Source organism: Paenibacillus auburnensis (genome assembly GCF_927798115.1).
Classification (GTDB): Bacteria; Bacillota; Bacilli; order Paenibacillales; family Paenibacillaceae; genus Paenibacillus_AQ; species Paenibacillus_AQ auburnensis.
Genome location: NZ_CAKMMG010000001.1, coordinates 832,250 through 852,980, shown reverse-complemented (window position 1 = coordinate 852,980; position 20,731 = coordinate 832,250). Strand labels below are relative to the sequence as shown.

Sequence of the window (20,731 nt, the reverse complement as noted above, 5' to 3'; positions counted from 1 at the left end):
CGCTTTTAAAATGGCCAACTGAAAATTATAATTCTGTATCCGAGGGATTAATAATAGCAAGAACCTGATGATCCTTCCAGACTCCGTTGATCTTCACATTGCTTCGGGCAATGCCTTCTTTGTGGAACCCCGCGTTCTCAAGCACACGGATAGAACCGGGATTCTGGGGCGATGCTTCTCCGCTAATCCGGTGGAATTTCAGCTCCTCGAAAGCATAACGCACGACCTGTTTCACGGCTTCCGTCATATAGCCCTTCCCGTTATAATCCTGATCCAGGCTATAACCGATCATGCAGCTCTGGAGCGAACTCCGCACTACAAAGGACAGCCCGACATTACCAATAATCCGGTCATTCTCTTTAAGGCAAATCACAAAATCATATCTCCGGTCGTCTTCCCTATCCGCCCTGCCCTTTATTATCGCCTGCAGCTGGTGCTGCTCCGTATAAAATTCCTCCTGGACGCTTGGCGAGAATTGTTCAAAAAACTCCCGGTTACGCTTGTACAGAGCTGTCAATTCTCTGGCATCCTTTTCCTCCGGGAACCGGACATATACTCGCTGTTCTATCAATATCATCATCTCCGCATCTGTTCATTTTATAGGTTCGGATAATCCCGTAAAATAGTCCAAAACGACCTCGTGGAAATCGTGGGCAGCCCGGGAAATATACCGGCTTTTATGCCACAATAATGCGATCTCCCGCACCATTCCCGGATCCTCTATTTCCAGATATCTGAGAGATGCCCGTGAATCCCTTGCTGTACCGGGAATGAAGGCAATACCAACCTCCGCTTCCACCAGTGAGACTAATCTCGAGGGTTCATCCCCTTCATACACATAGTTTAGGATAAAACCTGATGACTTGCATACAGCGTCCGTCAGATCACGGGTACCGTACCCTCTCTTTACACCAACAAACCATTCATCTTTTAATTCTGCCAAGGTCACGCTAGTCCGGTCTGCCAGACGATGTCCTATTGGTACAGCAACAAGAATCGGATCGTTGAACACAATGATGCTCTCAATGTCTTCGTCTTCTATAGACGGTGAGGACAAACAGAAGTCCACTTCTCCTCTAAGTAACCGGTCGACCATTTCCTGCGTAGTTAGCATCTGCACATGAAAGTGGATGTTAGGCTGCTTTTTACGGAAAGCTCTCAGGATATTTGGCAATGTACTTGCCGCAGTCACCGCTAATTCGAGTGTGCTCTGTTCCGGGCTGGACAGATCTCTGAGCTCCTGCTTCCCCTGCTCGAGTTCAAACAAAGCTCTTTCTGCGCGGCGGAGGAAGCTGATGCCGAATTCATTTAACCGCAGACTCCTGCCGTTCCGGTCAAATAAAGGCACTCCCAGATCCTCTTCCAGACGCCCGATCGTTTTGCTGAGCGAAGATTGAGTAACATGCAGACTGCGTGCAGCTTCGGTCATATGCTCTAACCGGGCAACCGTAAGAAAATATTGCAGCTGAAGAAGTTCCATTACGTATCCTCCATTCATTCCTTTGAGTCTATGAAATCATACCATGAAATGCGTTGGAATAAATAAAGGAATTCAAGTACGCTTACTTTAACACAATTTAGAGGGAGGGCAACAATGATGAATGCCCGCAGCAGGTGGTTATTGATTTCCGTGGGATTAGGAGTACTCTTAAATCCGTTAAATTCTTCAATGATTTCCGTTGCAATTGCCAGACTTCAGGATGTATACAAGCTTAACTATACTAACGTGTCCTGGGTTATTTTTTCATTTTACATTGCCAGTGCTGTTGCACAGCCGGTGATGGGAAAGGCCAGTGATATTTTTGGACGCAGAACAATCTTTCTTGCCGGTCTTGTTGTAGCATTCGCAGCCTCACTACTGGCTCCGCTATCACCAAGCTTCGTCTGGCTCATTGTATTCCGTATTGTACAATCCGTCGGAACAAGTATGATGGTTGCTGTTGGAATGGCTATCATCAGGATTCATATCACGGAGAAACAGGCAACCGCGCTGTCCGTGATGTCGATATTTCTGTCAGGAGCAGCCGCAATTGGCCCCTTTATTGGCGGGACTTTAATTCATTGGTGGGATTGGAAGGCTATCTTTTTCGTAAATATTCCGTTTGTGGTGGCTAGCTTCGTGCTTGCCTGGAGAACAATACCAAAGGACAAACCGCCAGTAACCACCGCTAAGGATATGTCCGTTCATAAGTGGTTTGTATGGATTGATCTACCGGGGATTCTGCTTTTTACCGTAGGCCTTGTATCCTTGCTCATTGGATTATTATCAGCTAAATCAACTGGAGAAATTACATTCTTACAAGTTATTTTAGGGGTGGTTGGTCTAGCATTTCTAACGGCTTTTGTCAGACATGAGCTAAAAGCGGCGTCACCCTTCATTCCGTTACGTACCTTCGCCAAATATCCTGAAATGATGCGGGTTAATGTGGAGTACCTGCTTGTTAATGTGCTGTTTTATGCCCTCTTTTTCGGTCTGCCATCCTATTTGCAAATGGTGCGGGGGGTCAGTGAGTTCCATACGGGAATTCTCATGCTGAGCTTAGGCTTATGCTCCCTTGTGACTGCTCCGTTTGCTGGACGATGGATTGATAAATCTGGTCCAGTGCCTGCTTTAATGGTATCCGCAATACTTATGACCTTCGGCTCTGTGTGGCTCGTGACATTGGACGGAAATTCACCGGTTAGCAGCGTATGTATTGCACTGGCTGCATTCGGCATCAGCAACGGTCTGAACGGTGTTGGCTTACAGGCTGCCTTGTTCAAAAGCTCTCCTAAAGAGATCATTGGTGTAGCCTCCGGAGTCTTTAATACATCCAGGTACCTGGGAACGATACTCTCCTCATTGCTGATAAGCATTGTTATGGGAGATAAGTTCAGCAGCGGAGGGTTGCAGGTGCTTGGTATGATCCTCACGGTTATCGCATTGTCTTTGGTGTTCATGAGCTGGCGCCGCCAGGAGTCAGAGAAATTGCAGAATTCACAGCTTCCCTAAAAATAAAAAAAAACAAGGGAGAGGTCCACCACTCCCTTGTTTGATTATGTTCCCTATTCGTGAGATTCATCGAACCGGTAAGTCCAGAACTGCTCCGTACCGAACCGCATACGAATTTCTTCATCAGACAGCTCCCGGTTGCCAACGAGCTCCGCTGCTTGGAATTGCGAACGGTGCGCCTGAATCGACGCCATTTTTTTGTCAAGAAACGCGGTTACGTCTACGGTCACATCCGCTTTCCCTATCATCTGCTCGTGGTTGCTGGCGAACGCGCTGCAGTACATTAGAGGCCGCTCTGCTGAAGGAATTTTGCCAATCGTCCGTATAACCGCGGCACCAGTCGCATCATGATCCGGATGCACACTGTATCCCGGGTAGAAAGTGATGACCAGCGACGGGTTCAGCTCCTTTACCAGTGCCATAATCTGTGAATCCAGCAGTTCCTTGTCTTCAAACTCGATCATTTTGTCATGGAAGCCAAGCATTCTTAAATCCTGAATCCCAATTGCCTTACAGGATGCTTCAAGTTCCAGTTTGCGGATAGCAGGTAAGGTGACCCGGTTCGCGAAGGGAGGAATGCCCATGTTACGGCCCATCTCTCCAAGTGTCAGACAGGCAAAAGTGACTATCGCTCCACCTTCTATGTACTTGGCCAGCGTTCCTGAGGCAACGAATGATTCATCATCGGGATGGGGCAACACCACTAAGATGCGCTGATGTCCCGCTTGTTTAGTATTCATAGTTGTATGCACCTCTGCTTTCATTCGAACTTGTCCCGGCTCAGCTGCAGGGCGACGACCAGCTTACCCTGACTGTCGTGCCCGGCCAAAATAAGCCGTTCTGTTTCAGTCTCATCTACATGGGTAAGTCCTTCGGCATATACCCAGCCCTGCTCCGTCTTTAAGCCGACCCGGTATGGGCCTGTGCCTGAGATCGAACCATTGGTATAACGGATGCCTGCATTACTGATGAATGCTGACGCCGGATGTCTAGTACTGTCCAAGTGATTGGCATAGGCACCTGTCGTGAGTTCAAGATGAATGAACAGTTCCTGACCGGTAAGCTGGTCGATCCGGTTCTGGATGTCTTGCGGGTTTATCAGCTGCATAGTAGCCTCCTTGTTGTCTGATAATCTATCCTTCAACCACATCTGCACGCAGATCAGTTGCAATTTCAAGCATTTTGGGAACGATTTCTTCTGCTGAAAGAGCTACATATAGATCTCCCCCATATAGCCGGAAAGGGATCTCGCTGTCCTCAAGCCTCCACATGAAAAAATCTCCCTCAATGGTCATGATGCTCTCCGGTCCTTTAACGGTAAAAACCTGTGAATACGTAAAGTCAGGTTGGGAAGCAAAGTACTGCTTGCATTCTTCCAAAGTGATCGCTTGCTCCGGAAGATTGTCCTGCATAGTTCGTGTAATCCGAAAACGCTGATTCATTGTATACCTCCAAATGTACGAAATCTGCTCTGAAACATCATTAATATTCGTTCAATGCGCTAACTACCTCGAAATGTTATTTTCTCATTCCTTGTGTCCACTGTCAAAACCATGCATGCCCATTCATGTTTATTAATGTAAAAAAGGTGCATAGCAGCCGCTATGCACCTTACGAAATGGCCTATTTCCTTAATCCTGATTCAAAAACAACCGGGTACGCTCCAGCTTTGGACTGCCAAAGATCTGCTCCGGCGTGCCCGATTCGGCAATCTCCCCGTTGTCCATAAAGAATACTCTGTCCGCCACATCGCGGGCAAAGTTCATCTCATGGGTAACAATGATCATCGTCATGTTCTCCTCTGCCAGCTGGCGGATTACACGGAGTACCTCGCCGGTCAGCTCGGGATCCAGTGCCGAGGTCGGCTCGTCAAAGAGCAGAATGTCCGGATTCAGCATGAGCGCTCTGGCGATCGCTACCCGCTGCTTCTGTCCGCCGGACAGCATGGACGGATATACATCCGCCTTATCGGCAAGGCCTACCTTGGAGAGCAGCTCGCTGCTTCTGGCTGTAATAGCCTGCGGGTTCTCCCGTTTGAGCGTTCTTGGAGCAAGCTCGAGATTGCCACGCACAGTAAGGTGAGGGAACAGATTGAAATGCTGAAACACCATCCCCATGCTTGCGGTAATCTCTCTGATCGCCGTATGCCCGGCATATTTACCGTTCTCTACCAGCGGCTTGCCGTGAATGAAGATGCTGCCGCCGGTCACTTCCTCCAGATGCACCAGACTGCGCAGCATGGTGCTCTTACCAGAGCCGGAAGGCCCGATCACCGCTACGACTTCACCTGGGTTCACCTCAAAGGTAATCTGCTTCAGCACATCAAGGCTGCCGAACGATTTCTGTAATTGTTTGACATCAATCATACTACTCATAGTTGGACAGTCCTTCTACTCAAATTTGAAACGTTTTTCCAGTGCTTTGAAGAACAAGGTAAGCACCAGGGTCATCAGCAAATAGATCACGCCGGCAACAACAAACGGGGTTACCGTAAAGTCACGGTTCACCGCAGTCTTGGCATAATTCAGCAGCTCCGGTACGGCTACAGCATAGAGTAATGCAGTATCTTTGACCAGTGTAATGGATTCATTGGCTACGGCAGGCAGCGCGACCCGGAACATCTGGGCAAGAATGACCTTACGGAGAGTCTGCCATTTGCTGAGTCCTAGCACCTTAGCCGCTTCATGCTGCCCTTTATCAATCGAAAGCAGCCCGCCGCGGAAAATTTCAGCAAAATAAGCACCATAATTGAGGATAAAGCCGAGACAGGCTGCAGCGAAGCGGTCCATAACCAGATACTGTCCGATCACCGGAATCTGCGGCAAGCCGAAACAGAAGAACAGCAGCTGCAGCAAAAGCGGCGTTCCGCGCATGACGTAAACATAGGTATGCGCAATCCAGGCCAGCGGCTTAACCCGGCTTTTGGCCAGCAGCGTTACCAGCATCCCAAGCGGGATAGATAATACAATGACAATCAGGAATAGCAAGGCCGTTGTCCGCGCACCCTCCAGCATCGGCCCGGCTATCTTGATAATATAATCGATATTCATTTCTTCAACCGACTCCTAAGGGTAACAATCTAGTTCAGTACTTTGTTCTCGCCAAACCACTTTGTGGAAATTTCAGCCGCCGTTCCGTCACTGCTTAGTTCATCAAGTGCTTTCTGCAGCTCCGTCAGTAATGCCTCATTGCCTTTTTTAATTCCGATGCCGTATTGCTCAGGGGCCAGGGATTCATCCAGCAGTTTGTACGTATCCTGCTCTTTGGACATGTAATACTTCGCCACCACTTCGTCAATCACGACGCCGTCCAGGCGTTTGGATTTCAGGTCTGTCAGCGCAAGCACATTGTCCGGGAATTCGGATACACCGGCAAGCTTGGCTTTGAGTGGGCTGGCTTCCAGCGCATCTGCAGCCGACGAAAGACTTTGCAGTCCGATTTCTTTTCCGGCCAGATCATCCAGCTTCGCAAGCTCTGAATCCGCAAGCACGACTACTACCTGGCTGTTCTCCAGATACGGCTTGGTGAATAGAACCTTCTCTTTGCGTTCATCAGTGATTGTATATCCGTTCCAAATCATATCAATACGTCCGCTGTTCAGTTCGGATTCCTTGGCTGACCAGTCAATCGGCTGGAAGGTTACCTCTTTACCCATCTTCTCCGCAGCCGCTTTCGCATAATCAATATCGAAACCGACAATTTCATTGTTGTCATCCCGGAAGCCCATTGGAGCAAACTTATCATCTATACCGATCACCAGCTTGCCGTCATTACCCCCTGAATTGGAGCAGCCTGCGACCACTGAAATTGCCGCTGCCGCGAGTAGTACCCATAATCCCCGTCTCTTCATCTCTCTAATCCCCCTAGTAAAATTACAAATGATGTCTCGCGCTTTAGTTCGGTAACACGTTATCAGTTTATCATAATAACATATCGTGTTAGTTTCGTCGATAGAGAAGAAAGACACTTTTGTGTCAATAGAAAGTAGATTAACAAAAAAAGCTAAGCAGCTGTAAGACACCACTTAGCTTTGCTCATTATCGGGAGACCATTCTAACCGGAACCTTACCGGAAAATAATTTTTTCTACAAGCATACGGCCAGCATTGACCTTAATTTTGATCTTCGATGTACTGGCGCCTGACAAGGAAACCGGAGCGATAGTTTGTTTGTCACCACTGGCTTGCAAGTTCAGTGTAACTAACGCCCGCTCATACTGGAGAACCGTTACAGAGACGGGCTGATCAGCACTATATACAAATGAAAGACTGCTGTCCTCTGTCGTATCATTTATCGTATATACAGCGAATTCACCGCCTTGCAGCTCAAGGACAAACCGGTCCCACAAAATATCGAAGAAGAAACGTTTCTGGAGATCTTCTAATTTGCTGTCCTCAACAATACGCATCCCTGTCCGGGACCGGTAATTATAATGATTTCCTTCCGTACGCAATCCGCTATAGGCCACGCCTTTCCCCGGAAGCTCATCGAAGTCTGTCGCCCGGACGGTACATCCCGGAATTCGAAACACAGCACTTGTAACTTCAGCATTATACCTGCAGTTTTCGATCTTCATGTTCTCCAGATATTGATCGAAGATGCGGCTGGCCTGTTCGTAACCAGGGTGGACTCCCCCTCTGGTATAAGCCATGATTTGGTCCCAGTCCTCAGGCAAGTTAACCGAATAAGGCGAATTGGTATTGTCCATTTTTTTCCACGGCCAAAGATTATAACCGATATTCAATTCTGCGGCGAGCGGATAGAGCGCTGTGTACCATTCATTGAGATTCTCACCCGTTTCCCCTAACCACAGGGGTGCATTCAGCCTTTCGGATACTTCCAGGAATTCATAAAGGGAGCTGATCTCCGGGTAGCAGGCATATCTGTGAAAATGCACAACCATGTTGTCGTCATATTTTTTGAAGAAAATGCTGGTGTCTGTAGCCCAGTGATGCCCTTCAATCGACAACATATGCTTCGTATCCACGGTCCGGATCGCTGCAATGGCTTCTTCATAAAACTGCACAAGCTTAGGGACTAAATAGTCAAAGTCTTTCCCTGGTGCAGGTGTTTTGATCGGTTCGTTGAGCAGGTCGTATCCGCCGACAATCCAGCGGTCCTTGTACCGGTCTGCAAGCTGCTTCCACAGTGCGATCCCCTTATTCCAGCTGTCTTCATCTATAAACAGCCTCGGCACATCATCAATAGAGTCATCGATGTTCTGACCTGTCTGCCCGCCCGGCGCACCATGCAAGTCCAAAAAGGCATAGAGCTTAAATTCTTCACACCAGTCCAAGCAGCGGTCAATGAGTTGAAAACCCTCTTCCTTCCAAGTAATTCCAGGCTCATTCTCCATTAAAATTCGCCAGTTGAACGGAATCCGGACCGAGTTATATCCCTGCTCAGCCATCATCCTGATATCTTCTCTGGTGATATAGTTATTTCTGAATGCGCTCCAAAATTGCTCGGAATATTTCGTACCGGTTAATTCGCGGATCACAGCCTCGATTCTCTGGGGTCTGTCAAATCTGCTGTTCCCGTCTGTCATCCACATGTATCCTTCCGGAAGCAGCCAGTTGCCGAGTCCCCAACCGGACAAAATAATTTCTTCGCCCTCTCCGTTCACAATGGATCTGTCCACTGCCCGCAAAAAACCGTTGACTCTCGACTGGCTCAATTTGTCCTTCATCTGTGCAGACTCCCTTTCGCAGCTGTAATTGAAGCGTTTACAATTATGTACAGTTTAAATAGTCTCTAAGTGGTGCTGTCAGGTTTCATCCATGCTGCCTGTGTAATAGGCGTAAATGATCTCGACCGGCTTAAAGTACAAGTACCCGTCGTCCTCCCAGGGCTGAAAATGGAGATCCATTCGTGAATCCTCCCAGGGTACAGGGGTTCCGTTTGTACTGAGCCGTCCAGGAATGACAGGGTCTTCCATAACGAGAGGGAACTCCTGATATCCAAACAGCAAATTTTCGTGCATAGCAATCATTTCATACTTATTTCCTGAGAAAGCCCGTTCCTCCTGCAGCTGGTAATGATAATAGATGTAGCTTGCCATCATCTCCCGCTTTAAATGGGCAACCCTGCCGACACGCCGCTCCACCGGTGACTTACGCAGCCAATGCTCATAGCCAGCCGGTTCATTGAAGTGGAAAACATCCACCATCGGTATCCATTTGCGGGAGTCGCTCTCCCCTTTCCAGTCGCTGAGATACTCTTTAGCAGCTCCGGTTAACGTCTCAGGTGCGATCTGTTCACCTACGCATTCATAATAAAGAAAGACATTATCCTTCCAGGAAAATGCTGCAGCCGTCATCAGGACACCTTCCTGAACTAGCCGCCTAACTCCGGTCTCTTCTTTTAAGGTTCTCAGACCTTCGGCCTGCTGCCCTTCGTTCCAAATTCCCCGGTAAATCATGCGAGAAACCAACTGAATCCCCCCAAGATGATTTAATCGTTTAAACCTTTGCCGTCCAGAATATGCGGTGAATATTTTTCGACTCGTGCTGCCCGCGTTTTGGATTGCTTAGGAGCAGTAAAATAAAGAATATATGCCCGTTGCCGGCCGGGTGTTAATGCTTCAAAAGCAGCCTGCAAACCAGGAAGTTCAGTAAACTTAGTCTGAAGTTCTTCCGGGATGTCTGATTCTGTACTCTTAAACTCCACTTTCAGACCGGCTGTTTCTACTTCTATCGCTTCATATATATAGTCTTTCAACAGGGGCTCCAGCTCCGTTATTTCTTGAACTCTCGTGAACCGGATCTGACGAGATGCCTGTACATTCTTCGTTTGCTGAGTTAGAATCCCGTGGACATCGCGCAGCAAAGCCCCTTTTACAAATAGAACCGCGCAATATTCCTTGAATCCATGAATTAACAGAATGTTTCCATTCTGAAACGTATAGCAAGGTACACCCCACTTCAGTTCTTCGGTCAGCTGACAATCAAGCATAATCATTCTCAACTTCGCAAATTCTTCACTCCACTTATCAGCTTTGCTGAAAAAAAACTCAACTTTAGGATTCTTGATACCTTTTGTCATTCAGGAGCACCCTTCTTTTTTCATCATAATAGTATGCATGCAAATGCTGCAGCGTACGTACGACGGTTCGATTGTACTGCATTTTTATCACAAAAGCTGACAAATGTCTACTTGAACCCTATCCTTGAGATAAGCAAAAACGGCTGCACGTCCCTATTAAAGGGTCTGCAGCCGTTTGATAAGATTGTTGTCTGAATTTCCGGCGAAGCCGGTCGACTATACTTTCACCTGCCGAATGGCTTCCCGCATATCGCCCGTATTCGCACTGATGACCATTGAAGCCTCATAGACCTCTTTGACTTTCTCCAGTTGAAGATCGGTCAATTCACGGATCTGGTGCGTCTGTTCCGATACTTCTCCGGCAATATTAGCCATGCTGCCCACCGTTGCCGCTACTTCTTCCGACCCTGCTGACAGCTGTTCTGCTGTTGCGGATACTTCCATGATCTGTTCAGCCACCTCACGGAAAGCATTAGAGACATGAAGCAGAGCATCCTCCGCCGCAGAGGACATCCGCACACCTTCTGCCACTTCCCTGGAGGCGTCTGACATCTGCGACCCGATATTTGACGAGGCTGTGCCTATATGTATAAGCAGATCCGCGACGCGCTCCACCGAAGCAGCCGAACCTTCCGCCAGCTTGCGCACCTCACCGGCAACAACAGTAAATCCCCGTCCGTGTTCACCCGCCCGTGCAGCTTCAATGGATGCATTCAATGCCAGAAGCTTGGTCTGATCTGCAAATTGCCTGATCGCAGCCAGAGCCCCTTCGATTTCAGCCGCATAACCTTGCAGCAGCACGGCAATATCCAGGGTCTGACCTGTAGATTCGGCGATGGATTTCATCTGCCTGTTCATTTCAGTCATGGCTGCTTGTGAGGTGTTCACTAAATCCAGTGCATTAACCGAGGATTCCGAGACAAAAGCGGAGGAGGCCGAAATCCGTGAAATGCCCTGTGCCATCTCTTCCATAGCTATGGCGCTACTCTGAGCTCCTTCCGTCTGCGTTCTCGCACCGGCGTAGATATCTGCAATTTTGCCATTGACTGTCTCGCTTATTTGCAGCACATCTTCGGCATTCCTGGTGAATGTCTCTGAGGTACTATAAAGATAATCCGAAGCCGTGGACACATGGGACACCATGCCCTTCACTCTTGCATTCAAGTCACCCGACATGGTGATCATGGCCTGGTAAGCCGTTCCGATTTCATCCCGGGACTTGACCGGGGAGGCATTCAGAATCCGGGCAGCCTGTGCCAGATCACCTTCAGCCATAGCTCCTGCACTTTCTGTAATGGTCCGCAACGGTCGCAGGGACCGTGTGACAAACCAGCCCATGATTGCCAGTGCAGCTATAGAGACAGTAAGAATTATCCCGTAGAGCGGAAGGCTTTGGAGCAGCACTTCCCGGGTTAAGGTACTGAGGACAGCGACATCTGTATCAATTCCCAATACCCCGACCATCGTGCCTTGTGCATCCTTCATCGGGACAAATGCCGAGATGTAATCCCCGTATTCAGGATTCTTGATCAGCGGGGAGCTGGCATTCTCACCTGCCAATACGGCCTTAACTGCATCAGCGGGCATATCCGTACTCTCATTGATCGGTGAGGCTAAAGGATCTCCTTGCGGTCTGCCGTCGATCATCAGCAGCGGCTGACCTGCTTCATCAATCCGGACAAAGTATACAAAACGGGCACCGATAGATTCACGGAACTGGTCCAGTTCCTTCCGGAGTGACCAGTACAGGTCAGTCTCCTGCGGATCAGCCAGAAATTCGCTGTAGCGACCGACATCGATCTGAGAGACATAATGACTGGCAATGTTCATGTTGTAGCTGCTGATGGTTCCTTTGACTGCAGCACCGGTATTCACCCATTGAATGGCGATGTTTCCGGCTGCGATGCACAGAATGACTGCTGTCATCACACAGAGAATACGGGCAATAAGTCTTTTACGGATAAAAGCAATCATAGAAGCCTTCCCTTTCGCGCACGGCAATTGCGTTTGTTGAAGTAGGGAGTTGTGTCCATAAATCAATGACTAATGTCCCTCTCCCGGAAAAATTCGACAATTTATCGCAAATTCCTTTATTCATTTGTCAAAATTTTCAGGCTAGAGACTATTGCAGGGACCTGTTTGATTGTTCATCCCGTCCTGAAGATCCATATGATATTAAACTGGAAATAACGGGAGTGTCCCGGTATACTTAAAATAACCCGACTCTTTAACTTGGAAATGGAGAAAATACATATGATTACTCATTCCACTCCTTCGATAAAAAAACAGGTATATGACCGGATTTCCTATCTCGGGACTGTTTCCAAAGCTGATCTGCTGCAACATTTTGCATTGGCCAGCAGCAGCATGACACGCTTACTTGAAGAGATGACTTCTCAAGGCCTGATTATTGCTTCCGGACTCGGCAGCTCTACCGGGGGAAGGAAACCAGTGTTATTCCAGACGCGCCCGAAATACCGCTACCTGCTGGGACTAGAAATATCACGCATTTATTCAAAGCTTGGCCTCTATGATCTGCATCTTAATACATTATCTGTGATCCGCTGGGAAATGGACGCACAGATGACACCTGAGCATCTGGCTGATTATGTTGAAGGTGCTGCCGCTGACTTTCTTGCGAAGGAAGGAATCTCCGCCGATCAAGTCCTCGGTATAGGGATAGGTGCGGTTGGTCCTCTGGACCGCAAGCAAGGGATCATTCTTGAACCGGAGTTTTTCCCCTCACCTCACTGGAAGAACGTTCCGATCTGCGACATGCTTACGGCAAGGCTGGGCATTCCGGCCAAACTTGATAACGGTGCAAATACTGCACTCATCGGTGAACATTGGGCGCTCCGAAATGATGATATTGAGCATGCTCTTTATGTCCATGCAGGGATCAATATCCGTTCTGCTATGATGTCTGGCGGTAAGCTTATCCGGGGTGCGGTGGATACGGAAGGGGCGGTCGGCCAGATGATCATCCAAAAGGACGGGCCAAGGCTCCGGGGCCAAGGGAATAAAGGTGCGCTGGAAGCTTTTGTGTCCGTGCCATCCCTGGTGGAGCGTGTTCGTGCCCAGCTTAAGACCGGGCGCAGCAGCCTACTGTCCTCCTTTTCATCTGACCGTGTCAATTTTGCAACTCTGATTGATGCCCTTTCACAGGGAGATCTTCTCGTTAAAGAGCAATTTGCTGAAACGGCCAGCTATCTTGGGATTGGACTAGCCAATCTGATCAATACATTCCATCCTGAATATGTAATTCTGGGCGGCCCGCTCGTGAGCGCTGATCCCCTGATGTTCAATATTGCACTGGAGACTGCGAAGACAAACATCTATCATTACCCTGAATACAGCCCGGTCTTCTCACATGGAATGCTTACGGATGAGGCCGTAGCTACTGGCGCAGCCATCATGGTGCTGCATGAATGGGAAGGAAATGAATAGCTATCCCGGAGTAACAGTCATGACAAAAGAGCAGAGATGATCCCTATTCCGGGAAGATCTCTGCTCTTTTTATATAAATAGCCTGTAACAGCAACAACTCCTGTCACAGGCCGGAGACGATACAGATAGAATAGCCTACGGATACTCCTCTGTTAACTTAGCTTTTGCTGAATCAGTACAGCCAGTTCTTCAGCGGTATCCCACACTATTGGACGGATATCCTGTAACTGTACAGTAAGCTTGTCAGCATCACTGCTATTCACGGTCCAAATTACAGGGATACCCATACCCAGCGCATAGCCTGCCGCGAAATATACCCCGGGCGCCTGACCGGTGACATCTGCAATAATCAGTTTACTGTCAGCAATTAGCCCCAGATCATATTGTTCATTCTCTGGTAACTGGGTGTGCGTCAGCAAAGTTGGCTGATAACCGAACTGCCCAATTTTGGGCAGCAGCTTTTCCTGCCATTCTGCGCGTAATTCCTTACCGCCATGGATGAGAATGGAACAGGCTTTTAACTTCTTCCCTCCGGTGCTGGCTGCTGCTTCATTCCACCCTTTTTCCGTCAGCTTAAAGTTCATGCCTTCCCGAATGAGGAATTGCTCGTTTCCAAGCTTGTCTATGATATATACCAGTTCTTGCAGGTTGGGAGAATAGGTCAGGTTATAATTATTGGAGAGCGGGTGAATGGCAACCGGTTCCCCAGGGCCTTCAGAATGCCTGTACAAATATTGCAGCAGGCGGTTACCTTTATCTTCAATGGTTACAGGTATATTCGGGGAATTGGCGATGGATTCCAGATCATCTGCCTTAAGATAGACTTTATCATCACAGTCTGTCTTCTCCCGGATATAAGCAGATATGATATGCAGCAGGTCTCGTTTCTTAGGATGCGGGAGCGCATTAATGGACTCGTAGCTGTCCCGCCGCAGATGATATTGCCCATTCGGTGAACAGGAACAGCCGATATAGCTATCGTAATCGCCTTCCTGTTCAATGGGAACAATCTCGTCACAGAACAAACAGTGTTTCTTCATCATATTTATTTGTCACCTCTTATCAGTTACTACTCTCTACCTTACCAATATTTTTGTGTAAAGTTGACTGGAATATACTTCCGCAGGTGCATCCGTTGCGTATAAGCAGAGATAATGCCTTCAGTAACCAGCTAAAAACAAACAGGCCAAGCTGGCCATTCATTTAATGGCTGCTTGGCTTATTTAACGATATGGATTGAACTTATGATTACCTACTTGGCTTGGTTTATTGAATAATCCGCTGAAGCTCTTCCTTGGTTGCTGTGTATTGCGGCTTAAATTCCTCGGAGGTCATGTAACCGGCCAGACTGGACAGGAACTGTCTGCCTTCCGGCGTTGCCCCTGCCTTGTCAGCGTCCAGAGCGCAAACCAGCAGATTACCGGCTCCAACCCGGCACTCAAACAGGAAGCCCAGCTTATGATTGCGTTCAAAGTTGTCAATCGTCTGCACCATAGGACTCCATGCTGAATCCGTTCCGTCCATGATAAACGACTTTGAGTTCTCAATAATATTCCACCAAGGATAAGTGGAATGCTCCTCGCACGGGAAGTCACGGAACACAGGATGGCTGTTGTCGATCAGCAGACCCATGGTACCGACAGGAATCGGCCTGTTCATGCTTTCAGAAATCGAACGGAACATCGGATAGCACCAGAAATCCGTACAATAGTAGCCTTCGATAGCATTATTCAGTGACTCCGGCTTCGGCATCAGCAGCACATTTTCACCTTGTTCCAGCAGCGCCAGCACTTCATCACCAAGCACATGGAATATACGGATCCCGTCAAGCCCGGTACCGCTCTGTTCCGGATAGATCCACAGATCGTAGCTTTTGCGGATATCGGTTCCCGCAATTCGGAGATTAAGTATCGCTGAGGTCATGGCCGTTACGGCTGGAAGATCGATTGTCAGCCGGCAGATATCGATATAATTCGCCTCCGCCGGAACTTCTGTTTCGTGTGTACCTTTAGCCAGTATTTCATCGCCATCCGTCAGTTCCCAGTCTAGCATAAGGGTGCTCGGTGATCCGCTCCGGAACCAGCTCAGTTCGATGTCCGCGCTAAAGCGTTCACCAGAGTCATAGTTATATTTCGGAAATCTTGCGAGCAGAACAGCGTCGCTGCAGAAGGTACGCCATTCTTCAGGAGTGATCATTCCCTTGGAATCCATGAAGGCATCAAGGATGCCGACTAAGGCTGTGCCCTGTCCGCTGAAATCCTGCAGATCCAGCAGCTGGAAGCCGGCAAGCTTCTTGGTGCGGAAGGCTGCTTCCAGCTCTTCTTTGTAACAGGCAACCGCAAGCTGCCCCGAGGCAGTGAAGTATTTAGCCGCGAGATGGCCCAGGCCGTTTTCTTCCAGCCGTTGACGGAAGACTTCGAAATTCTTCGCCTTGAGCGAGCCACTGTATTTTGCGATCTCATCATAATTGGGATAGGTTGCGTACTGTCCAATCTCATGCGAGATTACCGGAATATGCGGAATCCATTCCCCGGATGCATCATCCGCCTGGACGGTTTTCGCTTCCGTACCGTATTGAATCTGGATGGTTCCTCCACCTTCCGCTTCCGAAGATGCTCCGGCCGCAGGGACGAACTGGTCGTCGTAATCCTTCATCGTACCCGGCAGGCCGGTCTGAACATGACCCAGCGGTGCATCGCACATGGCATATGAGCCCCGGAATAACCGCTCTTTGGAGAAGCGCACGCCGCAGAAGAAATCCTCATGCTCCAGAATTTCCGGTACCCATTGGTGGTTATTGGAGCCCTGGGTATACAAGGGGCGGCTGTCAAATGCCTTATATTCCTTTAGGATGGAATCGATCTTGGTTCTGCTCCCCCACAGCTCGTTGCCGAGCGACATCATTACGAAGGATGGATGGTTGCCGAACGCCTTCAGAATCTCGTATCCCTCGCTAACCAGATAGTCCTGCTCAGCCTGATTATGGCCTTCATCAGTTGGCTCTGTGATCGTTCCCCAGAAAGGAAGCTCCGGCTCCATGTAGATACCGAGCAGGTCCGCTGCGGTAAAGGCTGCTTCCGGCGGACAGCAGGTGTGGAAACGGTAATGGTTGATGCCGTAGGATTTGGAAATTCCAAGAATCCTCACCCATTCCTCAACGTCAGTAGGCGCGTAACCGGTCAAAGGAAAGATCAGCCCGTCATGCTTGCCGCGCAGAAAGGTCTTCTGTCCATTAATCGTAAACTTATCGCCTTCTGCCTTGAATTCACGTAATCCCAGGACCAGTACGGCTTGGTCGGTTGGCTCTCCTTCCCCTTGTGTCAGGGAAAGCGTAAGGTTATAAAGATTGGGTGCGGTTTCACTCCATAGCAGCGCATCCGGACCCAAGTTGTATTCGATGCTGAACTCTCCCGGTGTGAGAGCATATTCCTTAACTGCAGCCGAATGTTCCAGCTCGCTGTTGAAGCTTAAAGCCGATACTGCCAAGGTGGTGCCCGTTGTGCCTTCCAATGTGGCTGAAATCCGGACCGAGCGTGAAGATACATCCGTGTCGAGGCGGATTCCGCTTAAATAGGATTTACCGTAAAACTGGAGCTCCATGCGGCCGGTGATCCCGTTCCAGTTGGTTTGGGTGTCCGGTGAGGTTAAATGTCCGCCCTTAGTCGGATAACCGGTATTATCGACCCGGATTGTTATTGTCTGGGTGCCAGCCTTCAGCAGGCCGGTTAATTCATAAACATGAGCAGTATTCAGGCTGTTGCGGCTGCCAATTTCCTGGCCGTTCAGCCACAGTGTCGTCAGGCGAGTCCGTTCCAGATACAGCAGGCATCTCTTCCCGGCAAGCTCTTCGGGAATCACGATATCCTTCGAATACCACGCCGATCCTTCGAACAGATATTCATCTGTCAATGCGCTGATTACAACCTCTTCATTCTTCGGTCCCTTGCGGGCATGCGATGTTGTACCCGGCAAAATGATATGATCTGAAAATGGCAGAACCAGCCCCTGTTTCCCTTCATCCAACTGTAACTTCCACTCGCCTTCAAGATTGATCATTGTCTGCAAATATATCACTCCCAATTAGTAATCTCTCTAAACCCATCATAGCTTCGTTTATCATTATATCCTCTCATGTATCCGTTATCAATTAATACAATAACAACGATAACATAAATAACAACACAAGCCATGCGGTTATCCGCACGGCTTGTGACAATGGTTCAACAACAGATTAATCTCAATATCCTGGCTTATCCGGACCAAATACAAGGCCGGCGGATTGCTTGGCCTGCTCTATTACACGCATAACACGCTCACTATGTTCAAGCATCCGCAATACCCAGTCCATGTCCTTCTCACGGATGATCTGTTCAAAAGCAATAAATTCATCATACATCCGGTGGGGATGATGTTTATGATCCACTTGGACGGGCTTCTCCTTATTGGCAACATAATCAAAACTATCGATGATATTCGCTGAGCCGTGCATGCGCAAATATCCATGAACCCCCTGAATGTTCATCGCATTCGGAGCCGTACTGTCTTTGGCACCAATACAAACACATTTGAAATCTCCATAATCGAGCAAAAGGATGCCCGAGGTATCTATTCCGCGCTCCATATTTGCCAGATACTCCACCTTCACGGGGCTGCCAAAGAATCCGACAACCATATGAATGTTATAAATATTGATATCCATCAGCGTACCTCCGGACATTTCCGGATTGAAGGCAGGCAGTACTTGACCAGCCCGGAAAGCATCGTATCTGGACGAATACTGTGAATAGTTGCATTCCACGATTCTGACTGGCCCGAGCTTAGAGAGATATTCCTTCATTAATAAGTAATTGTTCAGATATTGATTCGTAATCGCTTCTATTAATACGAGTCCGCTTTGAAGCGCCAGCTGTTTAAGCTCCATGAATTCCCGCAAATTGGAGGTGAACGGTTTTTCACAAATGACATGCTTGCCGCGTATTAAAGCTTCCTTCGTATAAGAATAATGAAGATGATTCGGCAGCCCGATGTAGACAGTATCGACTTCATCATTTAACAGCATCTCGGTATAATTATCATATATCCGCGAGATTCCGAACTGGTTTTGCAGAGACAGCAATTTTTCCCGATGGGCCGGCTTAGAACTAATGGCTTGTAAGGTTATGCCCGGAATCTCATGAACAAAGCTTAATAAATCCATTACTATGTTGCCGGCGCCTGCAATTCCCAATTTCATATTAGCTGCACCCCTCGATTCCCCGCTCCAGGATCTCCATAACGGACTGATTATAGCCGATAGTTAACATGTGAATTCCCCCTCAGGTCTTTTTCATCTATTATAGAAGAACAATGCCGGCCGTGAAGGATTCGCAGGCAAAACGGTACATTCAACCAATTTTTCGCAGCCGTGACCGTCTATGACTGAACAAAATGTTTATTGAGGTGAATCTGTTGAAACTACTGATGCAATTATCGGACATGCATAACTTTACACCTAACGAAAAAAGTATCGCCGCTTATATCCTGCTGCACAAGGAAGGGATGCTCCACTTCAATGTTCAGGAACTTGCAAAAGCAACCTATACTTCCCACTCGGCGATCAACCGCTTAACCCATAAGCTTGGGCTGTCCGGATTTAAGGAGTTCATCATTAAGCTTGCCCGCGAATTCCAGCAGGATACCCAAAATGTTTCCAATGTTGATCCCAACTATCCGTTTAGTCTTGAGGAGACGCCGCTTGAAGTAGCCATGGATATCGCAGAATTAATGAAGGAAACGATTGCCAAAACTCATGCCTATCTGGATAATGACCTGCTGGTACAAACAGCCGGGTTGCTGGTTCAAGCCAAACGGATCTTTATCTATGCCTTAGGAGATTCCCAAATCCGGGCCAAAAGCTTCCAGAATAAGCTGATAAAAATCAATAAGTATGTTGTGATTGCCACGGAGTTATATGAATGGGCGTATCATACCGTTAATCTGACGGAAGATGACTGTGCCATTTTTTTGACCTATCATGGAAAATCACCGATTTATTTAAGGGCAGCCCGTCACTTCAGACAGGAGAACATTCCGTTCATCACGATCACAGCCGCCAGTCAAAGTGAATTGGCACAGCTGAGTACGCTATGTATCCATGTACCTGATGATGAAGTTAAACATGCCAAAATAGGAACCTTTTCATCACAGATTGCTTTTGAATATGCCCTTAATGTGATCTACTCCTGTATCTATAAGCTATCTTATGAAAATAAGGAGTTCACTGCCAAGTCACAGAAAAACGCCTTCATCACTGATATGCTGGAGGATGTATAGCACCATTATGCTGTCACAGCATCTAAGCAAAAAAGCAGCCCGAGGTATATCGCATGCATATAATCATTTCTTGGGGGTGAACAGATGAATGCTTATAACCTTATGATCCAAACAAATCACTACTTAATTAAAAACGGGAGCTTAACTGACTCACAAAAAGATAATATTGTCTGGCAGTTCTTTTCCGCACAAACCAAACCAGAACAGGCGAAAAGGTTTTATCAGAGTGTCAAGTTTCCTAATAACATTGACAGCCATGGTCGGCAGATGTATCCGGTTTTCTTTATTCCACCATACAATGATGGAGTAAAGCTCAAAACCATTTTTAATCAAACACCGAAGACTCATATTTTCTCCGCTAATATGTATGAACTTGAAATTATCCGTTTACTTTACCTTTTTGCACCAAATAACCCTATTGTAAAAGAAATAGTAGATAAAACTCTTATACGGCTGAGAACCACATGCTTTGGTAACTCTGATGACGGATTGGGAGAATGCTTTGATACATCACTTGTTGTATTACGTTTTCTTGCATTGGTCGTCCCTAATGATATAGGTTGGATAAAAGGCAGAATTGATAATTATAATTGCCATGCTGGAGATAGAAAACGCCCATGGTTTGCTAAATGGTATTTCTGGCTATGCCTATCTGAACTGCCATTAGAAATTGCGGAATCAGAGATAAATAAATATAAAGGTGAATTTATGCCATGGTTGACAACTAAGAGTGCTATCATGAACAGCGAACACGATAAGATGATTCATCCTGTGCTTATTTGTATGCTTCGTAACCTAATGAGCAGATATCCAGAATATGCACACATAAAAGAACGCCAACCATACATAAGTGAAGAAGACGGAAGATTACATTTTGATATAACCCAAACATAATTAGCAAATTGGAGTGATCAGGAAACCAAGGCTTTAAACGGCT

General features: G+C 47.7%; 19 protein-coding genes. 4 read left to right on the top strand and 15 right to left on the bottom strand.

The genetic code is table 11. The features are described from left to right. Nucleotides 1–25: 25 nt before the first annotated feature. A complete protein-coding gene (locus L6H70_RS03860; RefSeq protein WP_423802767.1) occupies nt 26–580 on the bottom strand; it encodes a GNAT family N-acetyltransferase in 555 nt (184 codons plus the stop codon). A gap of 12 nt (nt 581–592) precedes the next feature. Beyond that, the gene (locus tag L6H70_RS03855) at nt 593–1,480 is read right to left on the bottom strand and encodes a LysR family transcriptional regulator (protein WP_236329937.1); all 888 of its coding nucleotides are present in this window, start codon (nt 1,478–1,480) and stop codon (nt 593–595) included. Between the two features lie 117 nt (nt 1,481–1,597). On the opposite strand from L6H70_RS03855, the gene L6H70_RS03850 reads away from it, so the two are divergent. Beyond that, nucleotides 1,598–2,992: an MFS transporter gene (locus L6H70_RS03850; RefSeq protein WP_236333108.1), complete on the top strand. Its 1,395-nt coding sequence runs from the start codon at nt 1,598–1,600 to the stop codon at nt 2,990–2,992. A 53-nt stretch (nt 2,993–3,045) separates the two neighbouring features. Here the strand turns inward: L6H70_RS03850 and bshB2 are convergent, their stop codons facing one another. The 10 genes from bshB2 to L6H70_RS03800 form a co-directional block, all read right to left on the bottom strand. Beyond that, nucleotides 3,046–3,732, bottom strand: a complete 687-nt coding sequence (bshB2, locus tag L6H70_RS03845; protein WP_236329935.1) for a bacillithiol biosynthesis deacetylase BshB2 — start codon at nt 3,730–3,732, stop codon at nt 3,046–3,048. A 20-nt stretch (nt 3,733–3,752) separates the two neighbouring features. Further along, complete coding sequence (locus L6H70_RS03840) at nt 3,753–4,100, bottom strand: YojF family protein (RefSeq protein ID WP_236329933.1); 348 nt, start codon at nt 4,098–4,100, stop codon at nt 3,753–3,755. Between the two features lie 25 nt (nt 4,101–4,125). Next, a complete protein-coding gene (locus L6H70_RS03835; RefSeq protein WP_236329931.1) occupies nt 4,126–4,434 on the bottom strand; it encodes a hypothetical protein in 309 nt (102 codons plus the stop codon). A gap of 189 nt (nt 4,435–4,623) precedes the next feature. Next, nucleotides 4,624–5,367: an amino acid ABC transporter ATP-binding protein gene (locus L6H70_RS03830; protein WP_279306724.1), complete on the bottom strand. Its 744-nt coding sequence runs from the start codon at nt 5,365–5,367 to the stop codon at nt 4,624–4,626. A gap of 15 nt (nt 5,368–5,382) precedes the next feature. After that, nucleotides 5,383–6,042 (bottom strand): amino acid ABC transporter permease, encoded by a 660-nt coding sequence (locus L6H70_RS03825; RefSeq protein WP_236329929.1) that lies wholly within the window; start codon nt 6,040–6,042, stop codon nt 5,383–5,385. Between the two features lie 29 nt (nt 6,043–6,071). After that, the gene (locus L6H70_RS03820) at nt 6,072–6,842 is read right to left on the bottom strand and encodes an amino acid ABC transporter substrate-binding protein (protein ID WP_236329927.1); all 771 of its coding nucleotides are present in this window, start codon (nt 6,840–6,842) and stop codon (nt 6,072–6,074) included. A gap of 215 nt (nt 6,843–7,057) precedes the next feature. Then, complete coding sequence (locus L6H70_RS03815) at nt 7,058–8,680, bottom strand: cellulase family glycosylhydrolase (protein WP_236329925.1); 1,623 nt, start codon at nt 8,678–8,680, stop codon at nt 7,058–7,060. Nucleotides 8,681–8,758: 78 nt separating this feature from the next. Further along, nucleotides 8,759–9,412 (bottom strand): hypothetical protein, encoded by a 654-nt coding sequence (locus tag L6H70_RS03810; RefSeq protein ID WP_236329923.1) that lies wholly within the window; start codon nt 9,410–9,412, stop codon nt 8,759–8,761. Nucleotides 9,413–9,444: 32 nt separating this feature from the next. Beyond that, nucleotides 9,445–10,035 (bottom strand): YdeI/OmpD-associated family protein, encoded by a 591-nt coding sequence (locus L6H70_RS03805; RefSeq protein ID WP_236329921.1) that lies wholly within the window; start codon nt 10,033–10,035, stop codon nt 9,445–9,447. A 216-nt stretch (nt 10,036–10,251) separates the two neighbouring features. After that, entirely contained in the window at nt 10,252–12,009 is a 1,758-nt protein-coding gene (locus tag L6H70_RS03800) for a methyl-accepting chemotaxis protein (protein WP_236329919.1), read from the bottom strand. 279 nt (nt 12,010–12,288) lie between these two features. Between L6H70_RS03800 and L6H70_RS03795 the strand changes: the two genes are divergently transcribed. Further along, nucleotides 12,289–13,482, top strand: a complete 1,194-nt coding sequence (locus L6H70_RS03795) for an ROK family protein (protein WP_236329917.1) — start codon at nt 12,289–12,291, stop codon at nt 13,480–13,482. Between the two features lie 152 nt (nt 13,483–13,634). Here L6H70_RS03795 and L6H70_RS03790 read toward each other — a convergent pair whose 3' ends face one another. The 3 genes from L6H70_RS03790 to L6H70_RS03780 all read right to left on the bottom strand — a co-directional run bounded on the left by L6H70_RS03790 (nt 13,635) and on the right by L6H70_RS03780 (nt 18,715). Then, nucleotides 13,635–14,525 carry a hypothetical protein gene (locus L6H70_RS03790; RefSeq protein WP_236329916.1) on the bottom strand — a complete coding sequence of 297 codons (891 nt, stop codon included), beginning with the start codon at nt 14,523–14,525 and terminating at the stop codon, nt 13,635–13,637. Nucleotides 14,526–14,748: 223 nt separating this feature from the next. Further along, a complete protein-coding gene (locus L6H70_RS03785) occupies nt 14,749–17,538 on the bottom strand; it encodes a glycoside hydrolase family 2 TIM barrel-domain containing protein (protein WP_236333104.1) in 2,790 nt (929 codons plus the stop codon). Nucleotides 17,539–17,719: 181 nt separating this feature from the next. Further along, complete coding sequence (locus L6H70_RS03780; protein WP_236329914.1) at nt 17,720–18,715, bottom strand: Gfo/Idh/MocA family protein; 996 nt, start codon at nt 18,713–18,715, stop codon at nt 17,720–17,722. A gap of 215 nt (nt 18,716–18,930) precedes the next feature. On the opposite strand from L6H70_RS03780, the gene L6H70_RS03775 reads away from it, so the two are divergent. Both L6H70_RS03775 and L6H70_RS03770 read left to right on the top strand, forming a co-directional pair. After that, the gene (locus tag L6H70_RS03775; protein WP_236329912.1) at nt 18,931–19,794 is read left to right on the top strand and encodes a MurR/RpiR family transcriptional regulator; all 864 of its coding nucleotides are present in this window, start codon (nt 18,931–18,933) and stop codon (nt 19,792–19,794) included. 84 nt (nt 19,795–19,878) lie between these two features. Continuing rightward, the gene (locus tag L6H70_RS03770) at nt 19,879–20,688 is read left to right on the top strand and encodes a hypothetical protein (RefSeq protein ID WP_236329910.1); all 810 of its coding nucleotides are present in this window, start codon (nt 19,879–19,881) and stop codon (nt 20,686–20,688) included. Nucleotides 20,689–20,731: the final 43 nt, after the last annotated feature.

Bases quoted from the DNA above. Each gene is read 5' to 3' on its own strand.
- L6H70_RS03805 (WP_236329921.1), bottom strand. From the start codon at position 10,035: ATGACAAAAGGTATCAAGAATCCTAAAGTTGAGTTTTTTTTCAGCAAA.
- L6H70_RS03860 (WP_423802767.1), bottom strand. From the start codon at position 580: ATGATGATATTGATAGAACAGCGAGTATATGTCCGGTTCCCGGAGGAA.
- L6H70_RS03815 (WP_236329925.1), bottom strand. From the start codon at position 8,680: ATGAAGGACAAATTGAGCCAGTCGAGAGTCAACGGTTTTTTGCGGGCA.
- L6H70_RS03810 (WP_236329923.1), bottom strand. From the start codon at position 9,412: ATGATTTACCGGGGAATTTGGAACGAAGGGCAGCAGGCCGAAGGTCTG.
- L6H70_RS03825 (WP_236329929.1), bottom strand. From the start codon at position 6,042: ATGAATATCGATTATATTATCAAGATAGCCGGGCCGATGCTGGAGGGT.
- L6H70_RS03840 (WP_236329933.1), bottom strand. From the start codon at position 4,100: ATGCAGCTGATAAACCCGCAAGACATCCAGAACCGGATCGACCAGCTT.
- L6H70_RS03770 (WP_236329910.1), top strand. From the start codon at position 19,879: ATGAATGCTTATAACCTTATGATCCAAACAAATCACTACTTAATTAAA.
- L6H70_RS03820 (WP_236329927.1), bottom strand. From the start codon at position 6,842: ATGAAGAGACGGGGATTATGGGTACTACTCGCGGCAGCGGCAATTTCA.
- bshB2 (WP_236329935.1), bottom strand. From the start codon at position 3,732: ATGAATACTAAACAAGCGGGACATCAGCGCATCTTAGTGGTGTTGCCC.
- L6H70_RS03835 (WP_236329931.1), bottom strand. From the start codon at position 4,434: ATGAATCAGCGTTTTCGGATTACACGAACTATGCAGGACAATCTTCCG.
- L6H70_RS03790 (WP_236329916.1), bottom strand. From the start codon at position 14,525: ATGATGAAGAAACACTGTTTGTTCTGTGACGAGATTGTTCCCATTGAA.
- L6H70_RS03855 (WP_236329937.1), bottom strand. From the start codon at position 1,480: ATGGAACTTCTTCAGCTGCAATATTTTCTTACGGTTGCCCGGTTAGAG.
- L6H70_RS03830 (WP_279306724.1), bottom strand. From the start codon at position 5,367: ATGAGTAGTATGATTGATGTCAAACAATTACAGAAATCGTTCGGCAGC.
- L6H70_RS03795 (WP_236329917.1), top strand. From the start codon at position 12,289: ATGATTACTCATTCCACTCCTTCGATAAAAAAACAGGTATATGACCGG.
- L6H70_RS03850 (WP_236333108.1), top strand. From the start codon at position 1,598: ATGAATGCCCGCAGCAGGTGGTTATTGATTTCCGTGGGATTAGGAGTA.
- L6H70_RS03800 (WP_236329919.1), bottom strand. From the start codon at position 12,009: ATGATTGCTTTTATCCGTAAAAGACTTATTGCCCGTATTCTCTGTGTG.
- L6H70_RS03785 (WP_236333104.1), bottom strand. From the start codon at position 17,538: ATGATCAATCTTGAAGGCGAGTGGAAGTTACAGTTGGATGAAGGGAAA.
- L6H70_RS03780 (WP_236329914.1), bottom strand. From the start codon at position 18,715: ATGAAATTGGGAATTGCAGGCGCCGGCAACATAGTAATGGATTTATTA.